The 17,657-nt window shown below is 69.1% G+C and carries 12 protein-coding genes; 6 read left to right on the top strand and 6 right to left on the bottom strand.

The window, feature by feature from the left end:
- Positions 1-28: 28 nt before the first annotated feature.
- Positions 29-3,541: a DNRLRE domain-containing protein gene (locus HLK59_RS13265; RefSeq protein ID WP_171141583.1), complete on the bottom strand. Its 3,513-nt coding sequence runs from the start codon at positions 3,539-3,541 to the stop codon at positions 29-31.
- Positions 3,542-3,797: 256 nt separating this feature from the next.
- Here HLK59_RS13265 and HLK59_RS13260 point away from each other — a divergent pair, with 256 nt between their 5' ends.
- The 3 genes from HLK59_RS13260 to HLK59_RS13250 all read left to right on the top strand — a co-directional run bounded on the left by HLK59_RS13260 (position 3,798) and on the right by HLK59_RS13250 (position 8,210).
- Entirely contained in the window at positions 3,798-5,504 is a 1,707-nt protein-coding gene (locus tag HLK59_RS13260) for a PA14 domain-containing protein (RefSeq protein ID WP_171141582.1), read from the top strand.
- Between the two features lie 109 nt (positions 5,505-5,613).
- Positions 5,614-6,126: a hypothetical protein gene (locus HLK59_RS13255; RefSeq protein ID WP_171141581.1), complete on the top strand. Its 513-nt coding sequence runs from the start codon at positions 5,614-5,616 to the stop codon at positions 6,124-6,126.
- Between the two features lie 86 nt (positions 6,127-6,212).
- Positions 6,213-8,210, top strand: a complete 1,998-nt coding sequence (locus tag HLK59_RS13250) for a PA14 domain-containing protein (protein ID WP_171141580.1) — start codon at positions 6,213-6,215, stop codon at positions 8,208-8,210.
- Positions 8,211-8,280: 70 nt separating this feature from the next.
- On the opposite strand, the gene HLK59_RS13245 is transcribed toward HLK59_RS13250, so the two are convergent.
- From HLK59_RS13245 to HLK59_RS13225, 5 genes are all read right to left on the bottom strand, one after another.
- Positions 8,281-8,727, bottom strand: coding sequence for a helix-turn-helix domain-containing protein (locus HLK59_RS13245; RefSeq protein WP_171141579.1), 447 nt, complete (start codon positions 8,725-8,727; stop codon positions 8,281-8,283).
- Between the two features lie 5 nt (positions 8,728-8,732).
- Positions 8,733-9,917 (bottom strand): molecular chaperone DnaJ, encoded by a 1,185-nt coding sequence (gene dnaJ / locus HLK59_RS13240; protein ID WP_171141578.1) that lies wholly within the window; start codon positions 9,915-9,917, stop codon positions 8,733-8,735.
- Between the two features lie 45 nt (positions 9,918-9,962).
- A complete protein-coding gene (gene grpE / locus HLK59_RS13235) occupies positions 9,963-10,628 on the bottom strand; it encodes a nucleotide exchange factor GrpE (RefSeq protein ID WP_171141577.1) in 666 nt (221 codons plus the stop codon).
- On the bottom strand, positions 10,625-12,469 hold the full coding sequence (gene dnaK / locus HLK59_RS13230) for a molecular chaperone DnaK (protein WP_171141576.1): 1,845 nt from the start codon (positions 12,467-12,469) through the stop codon (positions 10,625-10,627). Before dnaK ends, grpE begins: the two co-directional genes overlap by 4 nt.
- A gap of 94 nt (positions 12,470-12,563) precedes the next feature.
- A complete protein-coding gene (locus HLK59_RS13225) occupies positions 12,564-13,544 on the bottom strand; it encodes an MraY family glycosyltransferase (protein ID WP_171141575.1) in 981 nt (326 codons plus the stop codon).
- 219 nt (positions 13,545-13,763) lie between these two features.
- On the opposite strand from HLK59_RS13225, the gene HLK59_RS13220 reads away from it, so the two are divergent.
- The 3 genes from HLK59_RS13220 (at position 13,764) to HLK59_RS13210 (ending at position 17,516) form a co-directional block, all read left to right on the top strand.
- Entirely contained in the window at positions 13,764-16,031 is a 2,268-nt protein-coding gene (locus HLK59_RS13220) for a 4Fe-4S dicluster domain-containing protein (protein WP_171141574.1), read from the top strand.
- A 141-nt stretch (positions 16,032-16,172) separates the two neighbouring features.
- Positions 16,173-16,556 (top strand): DoxX family protein, encoded by a 384-nt coding sequence (locus tag HLK59_RS13215; protein ID WP_171141573.1) that lies wholly within the window; start codon positions 16,173-16,175, stop codon positions 16,554-16,556.
- Positions 16,557-16,598: 42 nt separating this feature from the next.
- Positions 16,599-17,516, top strand: a complete 918-nt coding sequence (locus HLK59_RS13210; RefSeq protein ID WP_171141572.1) for an RNA polymerase sigma-70 factor — start codon at positions 16,599-16,601, stop codon at positions 17,514-17,516.
- The last annotated feature ends 141 nt before the right edge of the window (positions 17,517-17,657 follow it).

The following is a 17,657-nucleotide window of genomic DNA, read 5'->3' as shown; positions in this document are numbered from 1 at the left end:
GATTCGGTGAACCTCCGGGCCCCTCAGCTCAGTACCACTTCGGCTTGGGCCGGTAGATCCAGATCTTCATCTTCGGCTTGACCTTCTTCTGCGCCGCCAGGCTGCGGTACTTGTAGGCCTTGGTGTGCTGCGTCACATAGATCTTCCCGTTGCTGATCTTGGTGATGATCGACGTGTGGTCGATCTTGCCGTCGTTCGTCCAGTCGTAGAAGATCACGTCACCCACGAACGCGGTGCTGGTGGTGCGCTTCGAGTGAAGCATGTGCTTCAGCATGAACTTCCTGAAGTAACTCGCGTTGATCCAGGTCATGGTCTGATCGCGGAAGAAGGTGCTCGGCTCGTACCACCAGAGGTCCGTGTCCTTGTAGGTCCCGTTCCCCTTGCCCTTCATCCTGACGTCACCGCCGTAGTGGATGGCGCGGGAGACGAAGTTCGTGCAGTCCGCGTCATACATCTCGGGCGAGTTCCAGTGGCCCACGGCCCACGTGGCCGCTCCGGTACGGAGGTAGGTGCCTGCCTGCTGGGCGTCGAAGGAGACCGTGGCCGCGGTGCTGGTGGTCTCGCTGCCATCGTCCGTGGAGTCACCGTCGAACGCCGAGGGATCGGTGTCCTCGATGATCTCCCCCTCGATGGCGTTACCGAGATCGACGAGCGCGGCGCGGGTCGGCCGTACCGCCATCTCCTCGGCGGACGCGCTGACCTCGGAGAGCAGTTCAGGCTCCGCACCGGCGCTGAGGGTGTAGCGCATGTCGAAGCTGCCCGTCTCGTCCGTGGGGTCGGCTGCCTCGGTGCTCACGTCGGTCACGACGACGTTCGTGCTGGTCACCGTCGCGCGCAGGGTGACGGTGCTGCCGTCGGCCGACGGGATGGCCAGCACGTCACTGAACGAGGCCTCCTCCGGGTCGCTGTCCGTGTCGTCCTCGGAGACGGCGATCCGCTCCCGCAGGAGCGACTCCTGGTCCCTGGCGAGCAGGTCGACGAACTGCGGGCCGTAGAAGCTGTTGCTCGCGGCGTCGGCAGAGTCGGTGTAGCTGCCGGAGACCAGGCCTTCCCGGGCGAAGTGGTAGGCGCTCACAGCGATCTCGTACGCGGACGTCCCGTCCACCAGAGCGACGGGGACCACGGTGTTGGATGTGGCGGCCGGGCTCGTGCCGTAGTCGTTCTGCCCGGTGACCTTGAAGGAGTATGAGACACCCTCGTCGAGGTCGGTGAAGACGGCCGACCGGCCTGTGGTGGTCTTCGTCCCGGCCGTCGTGCCGTCGGCGGCCACGGCGGTGACGGTGTACGTGACGACGTCGTCCGTGTCACCGGTGAACACCGCCGCGGACCAGGTCACCAGGGCGCCGTGATCGCCGGCCACGGCCTTGAGGTCGGTGACCGCCTCGGGCGCGGTGCCCGTGGTGGCGGAGGTTTCCGTCTCCTCCTCGACCACGTCCAGGGTGAACGTCTTCAGAGGGGTGTAGGCGGAGCACACACCGTCGGCGCAGGCGCGCATCTTCCACTTGTAGGTGGCGCCGTCGGTGAGCAGACCGTCCGGCACCATGGCAACGGCCCGGTCGCCGTCCTGGGTACCGGCGGTGAGGGTGCTTCCCACCGGGTTGCCCGACGCGTCGGACAGCAGGTACTCGGCGCTCAGGGCACCGTTACCGGCCGCTGTCACGACGCCCGTGAGCAGCGGGGTGGTGGTCTCGGTGGCTCCGGTCGCCGGGTCCGTGGGCACCTCCGGCGCGGGAGCCTTGGAGGTGTCGACCGTGAAGGTCTGCCAGGAGCCCCACGCCGTCGAGTAGTCGGTGCCGTCGTAGGCCCGGGCCCGCACCCGCAGATGGGTGCCGTCGACCAGCGGCGTCTCCTCGGGCACGGCGAGAGCGGCGGTCTCCATGCTGTCCACGTAGGGGGTGTCGGCGGTGAGCGTGTAGGTCGTGTCGTTGTACGCCGGGTCGGGCTCGATGGCGTACTGAGCACGCTGACGCTGCGGGTCGGCGTCGTTCACCATCGTCGACAGGACCGGCGTGAGCGAGGTGACCACCTTGGCGCCGCCACTGGTGGTGGACGGCGACAGGACGGGAGTGCCGGGGGTCTCGGGGTACGAGTTGTACGTGATCGTCAGGTGCGGCTCGGTCGAGCCGTCGCCGGAGACGTAGTTGGCGGAGCGGAAACGCCGCCAGGTCAGCGAGTCGGTCTCGTCGGTGCCGCGGACCAACAGCCCGTGGTTGGAGGCGGATCCGCTCGTCCACGCACGGACGATGGTGTCGATGTCGAAGTTCATCGTGCCGGCCGGGCAGCTGGTGGAGTACCCCTTGGACGCGGTGTTGATCACCTGGCCCGTGGTGGTGGCGGCGGGCTTGTCGGCCCACGTGATCGTGGACGACGACCAGGACTCGGTGATCCGTCGCACCGCGGTGCCGGTGCCGACGTCGCAGGAGGAGGACCAGTACGAGTACAGCGCCAGGTCGGTGTCGATGACGTGGACGCCCTCGTAGCCCGACACGTCGAACTTCAGATACGAACGGGCCACCGTGTCACCGGCGTTGTACGTGCCCGACTTCAGCTCGGTCGAGGAGACCTGCGAGTCGTTGTAGTTGGTGGCCACCCAGGTGTCGGTGGTGACGGCCAGGGTGGAGGTGGGGTCGACGGTGACCGGATAGGTCAGGTCCTGCGCGAAGTAGTCGGCGTCCGGGGCGAGTACGAGGGTCTGGGAGCCGTCGGCGGCGGTCTCGATCTCGGTGTCGACCAGGGCAAGGTTCTTGGACTCGCCGGACTTCGCGTCCTTCGAGGAATCCCACATCATCGGCGCGGGCGCTTCGGCGACCAGCTTCCCCGCCGCGTCCTTCAGCAGCAGGCGTCCCGAGTCGGCCTCGGACAGCGTCAGGCCCTTGAGGGTGACGGGGATGCGGTAGACGAGCTCGCCGGTGGGCGCCGAGTCCAGGAGGACGCTCTGGGAGAAGCCCTGTTTCAGGGCGGTGACGGTCAGCGTCTGCCCCTCGCCCAGGTCATAGGCGGCGGTGTCGTCCTTCACCGTCGGCGTGGGCAGGGTCTCCTCCCAGCCCAGCGCCATCGAGGCGCCGCCTGCGGAGACCGAGGCCAGCTTCTTGTCGCCGCCGTCCGAGACGGTGATGTCGGCGGCCGCGGCCACCGGCTCCAACGCGGCGCCCTCGTCGGACAGTTCGGTGTCGATGTCCTGCCAGGAGCCGTCGTCCTGCTTGATCCTGACCGGCCCGGCGAACGACTCGGCCGTGAAGGTTCCGTCCGGATTGACGTACACGGTGGACGTCTCGCTGCGCCGCGAGACCAGCTCGACGCGCTTGCCGTTGATCTTCGCGTTACGCCGGGCCGCCTGCTCCTCACTGAGGCCCAGCAGCTCGGCTATGTCCGGCGCGTCATCACCGAGCGTGACGGCGCGAGCCGGGCTGTTCACTATGTCCTGCTGCGCGCCGGTGCCCTGCGCAGCGGGCGACGAGACCAACGGGTCGCCCGCCAGAAGGCCGGCCAGCGTCATCGCCGCGGCGGCCGTGACCCAACGTCTTCGGTTTCTGTCCTGCACTCCAACTCCCATTCAGGTTCCCCCGGTTGGATTCGTGAGGGATGAGGAACGAGATATACACGCGATCTTTATCGAGCCTTTACTCAGAACAGGGAGATCGATGGTGATTTTTTTAGATAAGGGAACTTCGTGACGAAGAAAGCGTGATCTAAAAGTGATCATGATCGGGCGGCGGCGTACAACCAATCCATCGCCCAGGGGGTCCTGTTCCGCGACGCCTGATCTTGCGCGTCGCCGAACAGGACTGAAGGACCGCATGAACCCAGCCAGACGTACGACGGCCCTGGCCTCCACCGCCGTCGTGCTCGCCACCGCGGGCACCCTGCTCACGATCACGCCCGCGTCCGCCGCGACGACCTGCGCCTCGCCGGTCTTCAAGCGGCAGTTCTTCGCGAACACCGGCTTCTCCGGGACACCGAAGAAGACGGACTGCGACAGCGTGATCGACCAGAACTGGGGCACGGGCGCCCCGGCTTCCGGGCTGCCGAAGGACACTTTCGGCGTCCGCTGGACCGTGACGAGGGACTTCGGCAGCGGCGGCCCGTTCACCCTGGCCGCCTCCGGTCTGGACGGCATCCGGGTCTATCTGGACCCCGGCACAGCAGACGCCCGCAAGATCGACCTCTGGAAGAACGTCACGACGACCGTCTCCAAGACCGTCAACGTCACCGTCCCCAAGGGCAAGCACACCCTCCGGATCGACTACGTCAACTGGACCGGCTCCGCCAAGGTCAAGTTCGGCTACACGCCCCGCACCTCCGCCACCGCCGACAAGGTCAAGCCCCTTGCCCCGACCGGGACTTCCGTCGCCTACGACTCCGCGACCGGCAAGGCCAAGCTGACCTGGGCGAAGAACAAGGAGATGGACCTCGCCGGGTACCGGGTCTACCGGCGCACCGGCGACGCCTGGACGTCGCTGACCACGACCACCGCGACCTCGTACACGGACGGCACGCTTCCGGTGACCGGCGCGAGCTATTACTACGAGGTGCGCGCGTACGACAAGGCGGGCAACGAGTCGGCGGGTACGGCGGACCAGCTCGTCACCACGGCCGACCGCACCGCGCCCGCCGTGCCCACCGGGCTGGACACCTCCCTCTCGCTCTCCGGAATCCAGATCGAGTGGACCGAGGTCGCCGGAGCGGCGTCCTACCGGGTGTACCGGGCGCCGAAGGGAAGCAGTTCGTACGTCGGGATCGGCGACCCGACGACGGCCTCGTACCTGGACACCTCGGCGGCCGAGGAGAGCACGTACACCTACCGGGTGACCGCCCTCGACGCGGCCGGCAACGAGTCCGCGCGCTCCGCCGCCGTCACGACCACCCGCCCGGACACCACCGCGCCGCCCGCGGTGACGGGGCTGGAGGTCACACCGACCGGGTACGGCTTCTCGCTGTCCTGGGACCCGAACCCGGCGCCCGACCTGGGGCGTTACGTCGTCTACCGGGGTGAACTCCTGGGCGACGACGAGGAGAAGGTCTGCTCCGTGCACGAGGTGGAGTGGCTGTCCGCCGACACCACGTCCTACGAGTACGCGACGCTGCCCGACGGCGAGGAGGCCTGCCTCTTCGTGGACGCGTACGACGACAACTGGTGGTCCGCCTGGAAGACGGCGGGCGAGGCCAACATCGTCACGGCGACGGAACTCGACGTGACGCCGGGCGTCGTGACTCCGGAGGGTTCTCCGCTGGAACTGGACGCGTCCGGGGCGGAGGGTGACGAGGGCAATCTCCTCGACTGGAACTGGAGCGCCGGTTCCCAGGAGACGACCGGCTACCGCGTCTACCGCTGGAACACCGCCACCGAGGCGTACGAGAAGATCGCCGACGTCGCCGGCGATGTCACCTCGTACCACGACACCGGCGCCCTGCGCGGCACCGCGTCCTTCTACTGGGTGACCACCCTGGCCGCGGACGGCACCGAGTCCGTGCCGGCGGGCGACTACGCGGTCTCCACGCCGTAGCCGCGGGTCGGGCGGCTGCCGCCGCACCCCCGGCAGCGGAACCGAACACCTGCCGGCGGGCGACTGGACAGTCAGAGCTCCGAACTCCTGACGACTCCACGAGGACGGTATGACCATCAGCGAAGGCTCCGTCACGGACGCCCTCTTCGGCCCGCTCACCGTCCGTCTGAACAGCCGGCGGGGTGAGGTCGTCGTCGAGGGCGAGGCGATACCGCGGGTCGTGCTGAGCCGGGCGAACGGCACCAAGGCCGACGAGCACACCCCGATCGGCACCCGGGACGCCGGTCTGCTCATCCTCACCGTCGGAGGCGAGGCGGCCGCGCTGGCCCCCGGCCGGGGACGGCTGATCCGGCGCTCGTACCGGGTCGACGTCCGGCACGCGGGCCGGCACTGGCGGCTGGTGCCCGACTCCATGCCGGACAGCCGACTGCTGCGCGACGGGCGGCGGCTGGGCGACTTCCACTCGAAGGGCGACGGCCGGGTGGCAGCCGACTGGCGCTCGGACGCCAAGCCGGACGCCATGGACGCGGCCGTCGGGTACGCGCTGGCCGCCGCGTTCGGCACGGGCGCGGAGTCGATGTGGACGGCGGCCGTCGACAGCGTCTTCGACGCGTTTCCCTGAGTACGCCGTACAACCAATGCGCGGTCCGGTCGGTCGTGATCGTCAACGGCTTTGCCTTCCGTTGACGATCACGACCGAAGGAACCGATGAACCCAGCCAGACGTACGACCACGGCCACCGCGACCGCCGTCGTCCTCGCCACTGCGGGCACCCTGCTCACGCTCACGCCCGCCTCCGCCGCGACGACCTGCGCCTCGCCGGTCTTCAAGCGGCAGTTCTTCGCGAACACGAGCTTCTCCGGAACGCCGAAGAAGACCGACTGCGACAGCGCCGTCGACCAGAACTGGGGCACCAAGGCACCGGCTTCGGGCCTGCCGTCGAACAACTTCGGCGTGCGGTGGACGGTGACGAGGGACTTCGGCTCCGGCGGCCCGTTCACGTTCTCCGCCTCCGGACTCGACGGCATCCGCGTCTACCTCGACCCCGGCACCGACAACGCCCGCAAGATCGACCTGTGGAAGAACACCTCCACCACGGTGAGCAAGACCGTCAACGTCACCGTCCCCAAGGGCAAGCACACCCTGCGGATCGACTACGTCAACTGGACCGGCTCCGCCAAGGTCAAGTTCGGCTACACGCCCCGCACCTCGGCCACCGCCGACAAGGTCAAGCCCCTTGCCCCGACCGGCACTTCGGTGACGTACGACGAGACCACCGGCGAGGCCGAACTCACCTGGGCGAAGAACAAGGAGATGGACCTCGCCGGGTACAAGGTCTACCGCCGCACCGGTGACACGTGGACGCGGCTGACCACGACCACCGCCACCTCGTACACGGACACCCCACCGAAGAACGGCGACACCTACTACTACGAGGTCCGCGCCTACGACAAGGCCGGCAACACCTCCGCCGGCTCCACCGACAAGGCGGTCACCACCGTCAAGGCCACCGCCGACACCACCGCCCCCTCCGCGCCGGCCGGTGTGGAGGAGAACTGGGGCGTGGGACCGGTCGACACGGTGACGCTGTCCTGGGACGGCAACTCCGAGTCGGACCTGGCCGGTTACCGGGTGTACCGCTCGACGTCCCAGCCCGTCGTGCCGACCGCCGAGAACCTGATCGGCACCCCCTCCAGCGCCTCCTTCGCCGATACCCCGGCCAGGACCGGCGACTGGTACTACTACGTCGTCACCGCCGTCGACACGCACGGCAACGAGTCGGCCGTCTCCGGCACCGCCGGGTTCGAGACCTACGACGACACCGCGCCGACCTTCGTCCCGGACGACCTGACGGCCACCAGCGGCGACACCGCCGTCACCCTGACCTGGTCCTGGAACCGGGACCAGGACGCCGACCTGGAGAACTTCCGGGTCTACCGCGACGGCGCCTACATCGGCGACGCCACCGGCGAGTTCGTGGACCACGACGTCGACGTCGACGCGACGTACACCTACTACGTCCGCGCCGAGGACGACGACGGCAACCTGGGCCCCGCCTCGGCCTCCGTCACCGTCCAGCACCTGGGTGACCGCACACCGCCCGGCGCGGTGACCGGTCTGGTCGCGACATCCGCCGAGAACGGCATCCTGCTCGACTGGGACGACAGCACCGCCGACGACTTCGACCACTACGAGGTCTACCGGAGTGTCGACGCCGACGGCGTCTGGTCGCCGTACACCGACATCACCGACAGCCTGGTGTACGGCTCGACGCAGTCCTCCAACCGGGATCCGAACCTGCCCGACGACCAGAACCTGCGCTACGCGGTCGTCGCCGTCGACAGCGACGGAAACGCCCTCGATCTCGCCTCCGCGGCCACGGACGACGTCAACGAGTTCAAGATGACGCCGGACCAGATGTACGCCGAGGAGACCGACATCCTCACGGTGAACGCCGCGAACGGTGAGGTGTACCTGAACTACGACGGGTCCGCGGACACCCACGGCACCGCGACCGGGTACCGCGTCTACCGCTGGGACAACCCCTCGCAGACGTACGTCCAGCTCTTCGACGTGCAGGGCACCGACCCCTACTGGTTCACCGACAGCACCGCGAAGTCGAACAGCACGGTCTTCTACAAGGTGACGGCCCTCTACGCGGACGGCACCGAGTCCGCCCCGGCGGGCAGCTGGACGTTCAGCTGAGTCCACCCCGCACAGATGAAGGGGCCCGGAGGTTCGTCCTCCGGGCCCCTTTCATCTTGATCGGACCGCGTCAGTCCTGCCGCCCCTTGGGCCGCCACACCACCAACGCGCTGGTCTGCTGCACTTCCTGATACGGCACCAGGTCACGGCGGTACGACGCGTGCACCGCCGCCTCCCGCTGCTGCATCGCCGCGGCGGCGCCCTCCAGGGCGGCCTCCATCTCGGCGACGCGGGACTGCAACGCGGCGACCTGGTTCTCCAGCTCGATGATGCGCTTGATGCCGGCGAGGTTGATGCCCTCGTCCTGCGACAGCGCCTGCACCGCGCGGAGCAGTTCGATGTCACGGGCCGAATAGCGCCGGCCCCGGCCCGCGGTGCGGTCCGGGGAGACCAGACCCAGGCGGTCGTACTGGCGCAGGGTCTGCGGGTGCAGGCCCGAGAGCTGGGCCGCCACCGAGATGACGTAGACCGGGGTCTCCTCGGTCAGTTCATACGGGTTGCGTCGACGGCCGTCCATCTCGATCAAGCTCCCTTCGCGGCCTGGAACAGCTCCGCCCGCGGGTCCTCGCCCGCGGTCGCCTCGCGATACGCCTCCAGTGCGTCACGAGCCTTCCCCGTCAGGTCCGTCGGGACACTCACCTCGACGGTGACCAGGAGGTCACCGCGGGTGCCGTCCTTGCGGACCGCGCCCTTGCCCCGGGCGCGCATGGTGCGGCCGTTGGGCGTGCCCGGCGGCAGCTTCAGCGTGACGGAGGGGCCGCCCAGGGTGGGGACCCTGACCTCGCCGCCGAGGGCCGCCTCGGTGAACGTGACCGGGACCGTGACCGTGAGGTTGTCGCCCTTGCGGCCGAAGACCGGGTGCGTGTCGACGTGCACGGTGACGTACAGGTCGCCGGACGGGCCGCCGCGCTCGCCCGGTGCGCCCTTGCCGCGCAGCCGGATCCGCTGGCCGTCCGTCACCCCGGCGGGGATACGGACCTGCATGGTCCGGGAGGACTTGGCGCGGCCGCTGCCCTTGCACTCCATGCAGGGGTGCTCGGCCATCAGTCCGCGGCCCTTGCAGTCCGGGCAGGGGTCGGTGAGGGAGAAGCCGCCACCGGAACCCCGCGCCACCTGGCCGGTGCCGACGCAGGTCGGGCACACCCGCGGTGTGCCGTTCTTGTCGCCGGTGCCGGAGCAGGCCTTGCACGGGGACTGCGAGGACATCCGCAGCGGCACCGTGGCCCCCTCGATGGCCTCGGTGAAGCTCAGGGTGACCTCGGTGTCGATGTCCTGGCCGCGCCGGGGCTGGGTACGGGTGGTGCCCGCACCGCCCCGGTTGAACAGGCCGCCGAAGACATCACCGATGCCGCCGCCGAAGCCGCCGGAACCCCCGGCGCCGCCGCCCTGGGCGCCGCCTCCGAAGAGGTCGCCCAGGTCGAAGTTGAAGTTGCCGCCGCCCGCGCCCGGCCCCGGGCGGAAGCCACCGTTGCCGAAGAGGGCGCGGGCCTCGTCGTACTCCTTGCGCTTCTTGGGGTCACCGAGGACGTCGTTCGCCTCGGAGATCTCCTTGAAGCGCTCCTCGGCCTTGGCGTTGCCCTTGTTGGCGTCCGGGTGGAACTCGCGGGCGAGCTTCCGGTACGCCTTCTTGATCTCGGCCTCGGTGGCGTCCTTGGGGACGCCGAGGACCTTGTAGAAGTCCTTCTCGATGAAGTCCTTGGTGCTCATCCTCGACGCGCCCCCTTTCCGGTGTTCCGCTCGATACGGGTGACCTCAGCCCTCCTCAGGGCCGCTGTCCTTGTCCTCGCCGGCCGTCGTGGTCTCGTCGGCCCCTTCGGCCTTGACCGGCTGCGCGCCCGGCTGAGGTTCGGCGACGGCCACCCGCGCGGGGCGGATGGTGCGCTCGCCGAAGCGATACCCGGGCTGGAGGATCGCCACGCACGTCGTCTCGGTGACGTCCGGCGCGTAGCTGTGCATCAGGGCCTCGTGGATGGTCGGGTCGAAGGGCTCGCCCTCCTTGCCGAACTGCTGCAGACCCATCTTCGCCGCGACGGTCTCCAGCGACTCCCCGACGGACTTGAAGCCGCCGACGAACTCGCCGTGGTCCCGCGCGCGGCCGATGTCGTCGAGCACGGGCAGGAGTTCGGTCAGGAGGCTCGCGACGGCGATCTCCTTGACCGTGATCCGGTCCCGCTCCACACGGCGGCGGTAGTTCTGGAACTCGGCCTGGAGCCGCTGGAGGTCCGCGGTGCGCTCTTCGTGCGCCTTGCGGGCCTGGTCCAGCTGGGCCGTCAGACCGGCGATCTGTGCTGTTGCGTCCCCGGCCTGGGCCGCCCCCGCCTCCGAGGAGGGGGCGGCGGCCTTCGGCTCGGCGTCGTCGGGGGTCGCGCCGGAGGGGACGTCGGGCTTCTCCTCGAAGCCCGGGGTCTCCTCGGTCACGCGGCACCGTCCTTGCGCTCGTCGTCGACGATCTCGGCATCCACGACGTCGTCGTCGGCCTTGGGGGCTTCGGTGCCGGCGTCGGCGCCACCCGCGGCCTGCGCGGCGTTGGCGTCGGCGTACATGGCCTGGCCGACCTTCTGCGAGACGGCCGCGACCTTCTCGGTGGCGGTACGGATCTCGGCGGTGTCCTCGCCCTTGAGCGCGGCCTTCAGCTCCTCGACGGCGGCCTCGACCTCGGTCTTGACCTCGCCGGGGACCTTGTCCTCGTTGTCCTTGAGGAACTTCTCCGTCTGGTAGACGAGCTGCTCGCCCTGGTTGCGGGACTCGGCGGCCTCGCGGCGGGCGTGGTCCTCCTCCGCGTACTTCTCGGCCTCTTCGCGCATCCGGTTGACCTCGTCCTTCGGCAGCGAGGAGCCACCGGTGACGGTCATCTTCTGCTCCTTGCCCGTGCCGAGGTCCTTCGCGGTCACGTGCATGATGCCGTTGGCGTCGATGTCGAAGGCGACCTCGATCTGCGGGACACCGCGCGGGGCCGGCGGCAGACCGGTCAGCTCGAACATCCCGAGCTTCTTGTTGTACGCCGCGATCTCGCGCTCGCCCTGGTAGACCTGGATCTGCACGGAGGGCTGGTTGTCCTCGGCGGTGGTGAAGATCTCGGACCGCTTGGTCGGGATCGTCGTGTTCCGCTCGATGAGCTTGGTCATGATGCCGCCCTTGGTCTCGATACCGAGGGACAGCGGGGTCACGTCGAGGAGCAGGACGTCCTTGACCTCACCCTTGAGGACACCGGCCTGGAGGGCGGCGCCGATGGCGACGACCTCGTCCGGGTTGACGCCCTTGTTGGCGTCCTTGCCGCCGGTGAGCTCGCGCACGAGGTCGGCGACGGCGGGCATCCGGGTGGAGCCACCGACGAGGACGACGTGGTCGATCTCGTTGATGGAGACGCCGGCGTCCTTCATGACGTTGAAGAACGGGGTCTTGCAGCGCTCCAGGAGGTCCGCGGTCAGCTGCTGGAACTGAGCCCGGGTGAGCTTCTCGTCCAGGTGCAGTGGGCCCTCGGCGGAGGCGGTGATGTAGGGCAGGTTGATCGAGGTCTCGGTGGAGCTCGACAGCTCGATCTTGGCCTTCTCGGCGGCCTCGCGGAGGCGCTGGAGGGCCATCTTGTCCTTGGCGAGGTCCACGCCGTGGCCGGCCTTGAACTGCTGCACCAGGTAGTCGACGACGCGCTGGTCCCAGTCGTCACCACCGAGGTGGTTGTCGCCGTTGGTGGCCTTCACCTCGACGACGCCGTCGCCGATCTCCAGGAGGGACACGTCGAAGGTGCCGCCACCGAGGTCGAAGACGAGGATCGTCTGGTCGTCCTTGTCGAGGCCGTACGCGAGCGCGGCCGCGGTGGGCTCGTTGACGATCCGCAGGACGTTGAGACCGGCGATCTCGCCGGCTTCCTTCGTCGCCTGGCGCTCGGAGTCGTTGAAGTACGCCGGGACGGTGATGACCGCGTCGGTCACCTTCTCGCCCAGGTAGGACTCGGCGTCGCGCTTCAGCTTCTGCAGGATGAACGCGGACATCTGCTGCGGGTTGAAGGGCTTCCCGTCGAGCTCGACCTTCCAGTCCGTGCCCATGTGGCGCTTGACGGAGCGGATGGTCCGGTCCACGTTCGTGACCGCCTGGCGCTTGGCGACCTCGCCGACCAGCACCTCACCGTTCTTCGCGAAGGCGACGACGGACGGCGTGGTCCTGGCACCCTCGGCGTTGGTGATGACGGTGGGCTCGCCGCCCTCCAGAACGCTGACGACCGAGTTCGTCGTGCCCAGGTCGATGCCGACCGCACGTGCCATGGTGATTTCCTCCAGCTGACTTGAGTGGAACGGACTCAAGTGTGCATGACGTCCGCCGCTCGGTCAACAGACCTGAGTCATGGAGGCTCAACTCTTATCCGTTCCTTACACGCAACCGAGGCCTGACCTGCGGGGACGGCTTCGCACGAAGGAGTGCGAGTACGACGACCAGGGCGCCCGCGACCACCCAGAGGACCCCCGACTCGGCGAGCCACCCGAGGTGCACGAGGACCGCGACGAGCACCCCGCAGAAGGCCCCCGCGCCGAGGACGACGATCACTCCCTGCGGGGTGAGCCCCAGCCGCCGGAGCCGGTGGGCGAGGTGGCGGGTGCCGGCGGCGCGGCGGGTCAGGGCCAGGAGGAGGACCTCGGCGGCGACCAGGGCCGTCAGCGCGAACAGCACCGCAGCGCTGGAGCCGAGCCCGTATCCGGCCCGGGTGACCACCGCGGCCGAGGCGAGCACGAACCCGGCGAACAGCGACCCGCACGAACCGAGCCCCACGCGCGCGGGCGGCCAGTTGTGCATGAGGAACCCGGTCAGCGCGGCGGCCAGCACGCTCAGCAGGACGGCGAGCCCGTCCATCACCTCGGCCGCGGCGCAGGCGCCGACCCCGAAGGCGGTGAGGACCCCGACGGACCCCGCGAGACCGTCGGCATGGTCCAGGGCCCGGAAACCCACAGCGACCAGGACGATCCAGCAGACGGCGAGGAGCCCTCCGGCGACACCGGTCTCCCCGTACGGCACGACACAGGCCGCCGCCACCGCCGTACCGGCGACCAGCGCGCGGGCCTTGACCCGCCGTACGTCGGCGAAGAGCCCGAGCCCGGCGACCGCCGCCCCGGCGACGAGCAGTTCGACGACGCCGGAGCCCAGCGGCGCGACGCCGGTCCGGTCCCCCACGACGGCCACCAGGCAGGTCGCGAGCACCACGGCCACACCCCCGAACAGCGGCAGCCTGCGGTGCTGCCACCGCCGGTCGACGACCCCGAGCCGCAGGGCGGCGGTGCGGAGCAGTCCGGTGAGGACGGCGGCGAGGAGGAGGGCGGTCGTGGCGGCGGCGATCCCGTAGAGCACGGGTCTAAATTAGATGCGAATGTATCAATTTGATACGAGTAACACGGTCGGTTCTTAAGGCAACCCTCAGCGACATAGATCACCGCACGCCTGGCTACAGTGCGGGGGACGATGCGGGTACTCTCGTAGAACTGCATAAGTTACCGCTTAGTAATGTAGCTCCACCCCGTTTCACCCCTCTCGAAAGAACCCCCCATCGCAGGCCCGAGGAGCCCCGACATGCAACTCGCCGCGATCATCGTGTCGCTGGTCCTGACCGTGGTCGGCGCGGCACTGTTCGCACGCGTCATCGCCCAGTTCGTCCGGTTCTTCATGCTCGGCCAGCCATTGCCCGCCGGCACCCGGATCGACAACCCCTACCAGCGCAGCGTGACGCTGGTGAAGGAGTTCCTCGGCCACACCCGGATGAACCGCTGGGGGATCGTGGGCTTCGCCCACTGGTTCGTGGCGATGGGCTTCCTGACCCTGATCCCGATCCTGGGCCAGGCCCTCGGCCAGCTCTTCAAGGCCGACTTCGTCCTCCCGGTCATCGGCGGCTGGCTGCCGTGGGAGATGTACGTCGAGTTCATCACCGTGATGACCGGCCTCGGCATCGCCGTGCTCATCGCGATCCGCCTGCTGAACCTGCCCTCGCGCCCCGGCCGCAAGTCCCGCTTCACGGGCTCCAAGGCCTGGCAGGCGTACTTCGTCGAGTACGTCATCCTCACCATCGGCCTCGTCATCTACGTGCTGCGCGGCCTCGAGGGCGCGATGCACCACGTGGACCACTACGAGGCCGCGTTCTTCGCCTCGTACCCGCTGGTCGCCGCCTTCCGTTCGCTGGACGTCTCCACGCTCCAGACGCTGGTCTACCTGTTCGCCGGCATCAAGGTCAGCGTCTCGTTCATCTGGATGATCGTCGTCTCGCTGAACGCCAACATGAGCGTCGCCTGGCACCGGTTCCTCGCGTTCCCGAACATCTGGTTCAAGCGCAACGCGGACGGCTCCACCGCGCTCGGCGGGCTCCAGCCGATGACGTCGGGCGGCAAGCCGATCGACTTCACCGACCCGGGCGAGGACGACGTCTTCGGCGTCTCCCAGGTCGAGCAGTTCTCCTGGAAGGGCCTCCTCGACTTCTCGACCTGCACCGAGTGCGGTCGCTGCCAGTCGCAGTGCCCGGCCTGGAACACCGGCAAGCCGCTCTCCCCGAAGCTGCTGATCATGTCGCTGCGGGACCACTCGCACGCCAAGGCGCCCTACCTGCTGGCGGGCGGCGGCAAGACGATGGAGGGCGAGGAGAAGGCTTCGGCCGAGGCCCTCAAGGACGTGCCCGCCGCGGCGCTCGCCGAGGCCGAGCGGCCCCTCATCGGCACCGCCGAGGAGAACGGCGTCATCGACCCCGACGTCCTGTGGTCCTGCACCACCTGCGGCGCCTGTGTCGAGCAGTGCCCCGTCGACATCGAGCACGTCGACCACATCGTCGACATGCGCCGCTACCAGGTGATGATCGAGTCCGCGTTCCCGTCGGAAGCCGGGACGATGCTCAAGAACCTGGAGAAGAAGGGCAACCCCTGGGGCCTGGCGAAGAAGCAGCGCCTGGAATGGCTCAAGGAACTCGACTTCGAGGTGCCGGTCGTCGGCAAGGACATCGAGGACCTCTCCGAGGTCGAGTACCTGTACTGGGTCGGCTGCGCGGGCTCCCTGGAGGACCGCGCCAAGAAGACCACGAAGGCGTTCGCCGAGCTGCTCCACATCGCGGGCGTCAAGTTCGCGATCATGGGCGGCGACGAGAAGTGCACCGGTGACTCGGCGCGGAGGCTCGGCAACGAGCCGCTGTTCCAGGAACTCGGCATGGAGAACGTGGCCGCGCTGAACATGGCCTTCGGCGAGGACGACGACGACCCGGAGACCAAGAAGCCCCGTTCGGCGAAGAAGATCGTCGCGACCTGCCCGCACTGCCTGAACACCATCGGCAACGAGTACCCGCAGCTCGGCGGCGACTACGAGACCATCCACCACACCCAGCTGCTCCAGCACCTCATCGACGAGGGCAAGCTGCTGCCGGTCACCCCGGTCGACGGTCTCATCACCTACCACGACCCCTGCTACCTGGGCCGTCACAACAAGATCTACACGCCCCCGCGCGAGATCATGTCGGCCGTCCCGGGCCTGCGCCAGCAGGAGATGCACCGCCACAAGGAGCGCGGCTTCTGCTGCGGCGCCGGTGGTGCGCGGATGTGGATGGAGGAGCGGATCGGCAAGCGCATCAACAACGAGCGTGTCGACGAAGCCCTCTCCCTCAACCCCGACATCGTCTCCACGGCCTGCCCGTTCTGCCTCGTCATGCTGACCGACTCGGTCAACGGCAAGAAGAACGAGGGCAAGGCCAAGGAGTCCGTCACGGTCGTCGACGTGGCCCAGCTCCTGCTGGAGTCCGTGAAGACCCCGGTGGACCCGCAGGACGCGGAGGAGCCCGAGTCCGCCCCGGAACCGGAGCCGGTGAAGTAGCCCGATCGGCACCCGAGGCCCCCCGCACCCACCTGGGCGCGGGGGGCCTCGTCGTTCCCGTGCCCGGTGATGTCACTGGCGAGGACGCCGTCCTGTCGTAGAGGACGACGACAACTCGCTCGCAGACTCAAGGAGTGGACGATGAACCTCGCCCTGTGGATCGGTGCCGCGCTGCTCGCCGCGGTCGCCCTGGCCGGTGGGCTCACCAAGACGTTCGTGGCCCGGGAGAAGCTGGCCGCGGCCCCCGGCGGAGGGTGGACGGCACAGGTGAGCCCCGGTTTCCTCCGGACCCTCGGGGTCCTCGAACTCCTGGCCGCCGTGGGCCTGGTCCTGCCCGCCGTGGTCGGCATCGCCCCTGCGCTGGTGCCGGTGACCGCCGTCTGCTGGATCCTGCTGATGGTCGGTGCGATGATCACCCACGGTCGGCTCGGCGAGCCGGGGTTCGTGGCGCTGAACTCGGTCTATCTCGTGCTCGCGGTGTTCATCGCGTGGGGCCGGTTCGGCCCCGAGTCCTTCGCCGGCTGACCGGACTCGGGAATCGAGAACACGTCGGTCAAGGGGAGCGGCATGGTCAGGACCAGGACCGAGGAGTTCCAGGAACTGCGGCCGCTGCTGTTCTCGATCGCCTACCGGATCCTGGGCAGCGTCAGCGAGGCCGAGGACGCCGTCCAGGAGACCTGGCTGCGCTTCGAGGCCTCGCCGACCGAGCCCAGGTCGGTCAGGGCCTATCTCTCGACCGCGGTGACCCGGGTCTCGATCAACGTGCTCCGCTCGGCCCGCGTCCGGCGCGAGGCCTACGTCGGCCCGTGGTTCCCCGAGCCGCTGCTCGCGGACCCCTACCAGGATCCGGAACGGTCGGCGGAGCTGGCGGACTCGGTGTCGATGGCCGCCCTGTTGCTGCTGGAACGGCTCAGTCCGCTGGAGCGGGCGGTGTTCGTGCTGCGCGAGGTGTTCGACTTCGGCTTCCCCGAGGTCGCCTCGGCGGTGGGGCGCTCGGAGGCGGCGTGCCGTCAGCTGGTGGTGCGGGCGCGGCGCCACATGGCCGAGGGCCGGCCGCGGTTCGAGGCCGGCCGCGAGGAGCGGGCGGAGCTGGCCACGCGGTTCTTCGAGGCGCTGCGCGAGGGCGATGTGGAGGGGCTGCGGGATCTGCTCGCCGCCGAGGTGGCCCTGGTCGGGGACAGCGGCGGCAAGGCCCCGCAGCTGGCCCGGTCCGTCGTCGGCGCGCGCGATGTGGCCCGGCTGCTGGCCGCCGTCTTCCCCCGGATGGCCCGGGCCGCGGTGACGTTCGAGCCGGCCGAGGTCAACTCCGAGCCGGGCGCGGTCTTCCACGACCGGGACGGCAAGGTGCTCCACACCATGGTCCTCGACATCCACGACGGACGGATCCACACGATCCGCAACGTCATCAACCCCGACAAACTCCACCACCTGGGCCCGGTGGCGGACGCCTGGGCGGTCCACCACGAGGTGCGGAACACACCGTGACACGGGCCCCTCGGCGGGCGGCCCCCCATCCAGATCGCCCGGGGCGGCAACGGTTGGCGCGGGCCTCGGGCCCGATGCCGGGGGCGTCCGTGAAGCAGGCGCCGTCGCTCCCCTCCGGGGTGTCGGCGTACTTCTCCGAGC

Origin of the sequence: Streptomyces sp. S3(2020), from assembly GCF_013044505.1 — a bacterium.
GTDB lineage: Bacteria > Actinomycetota > Actinomycetes > Streptomycetales > Streptomycetaceae > Streptomyces.
Note: the sequence above shows the minus strand (reverse complement) of the source record. Positions and strands in the feature narration are given on the sequence as shown.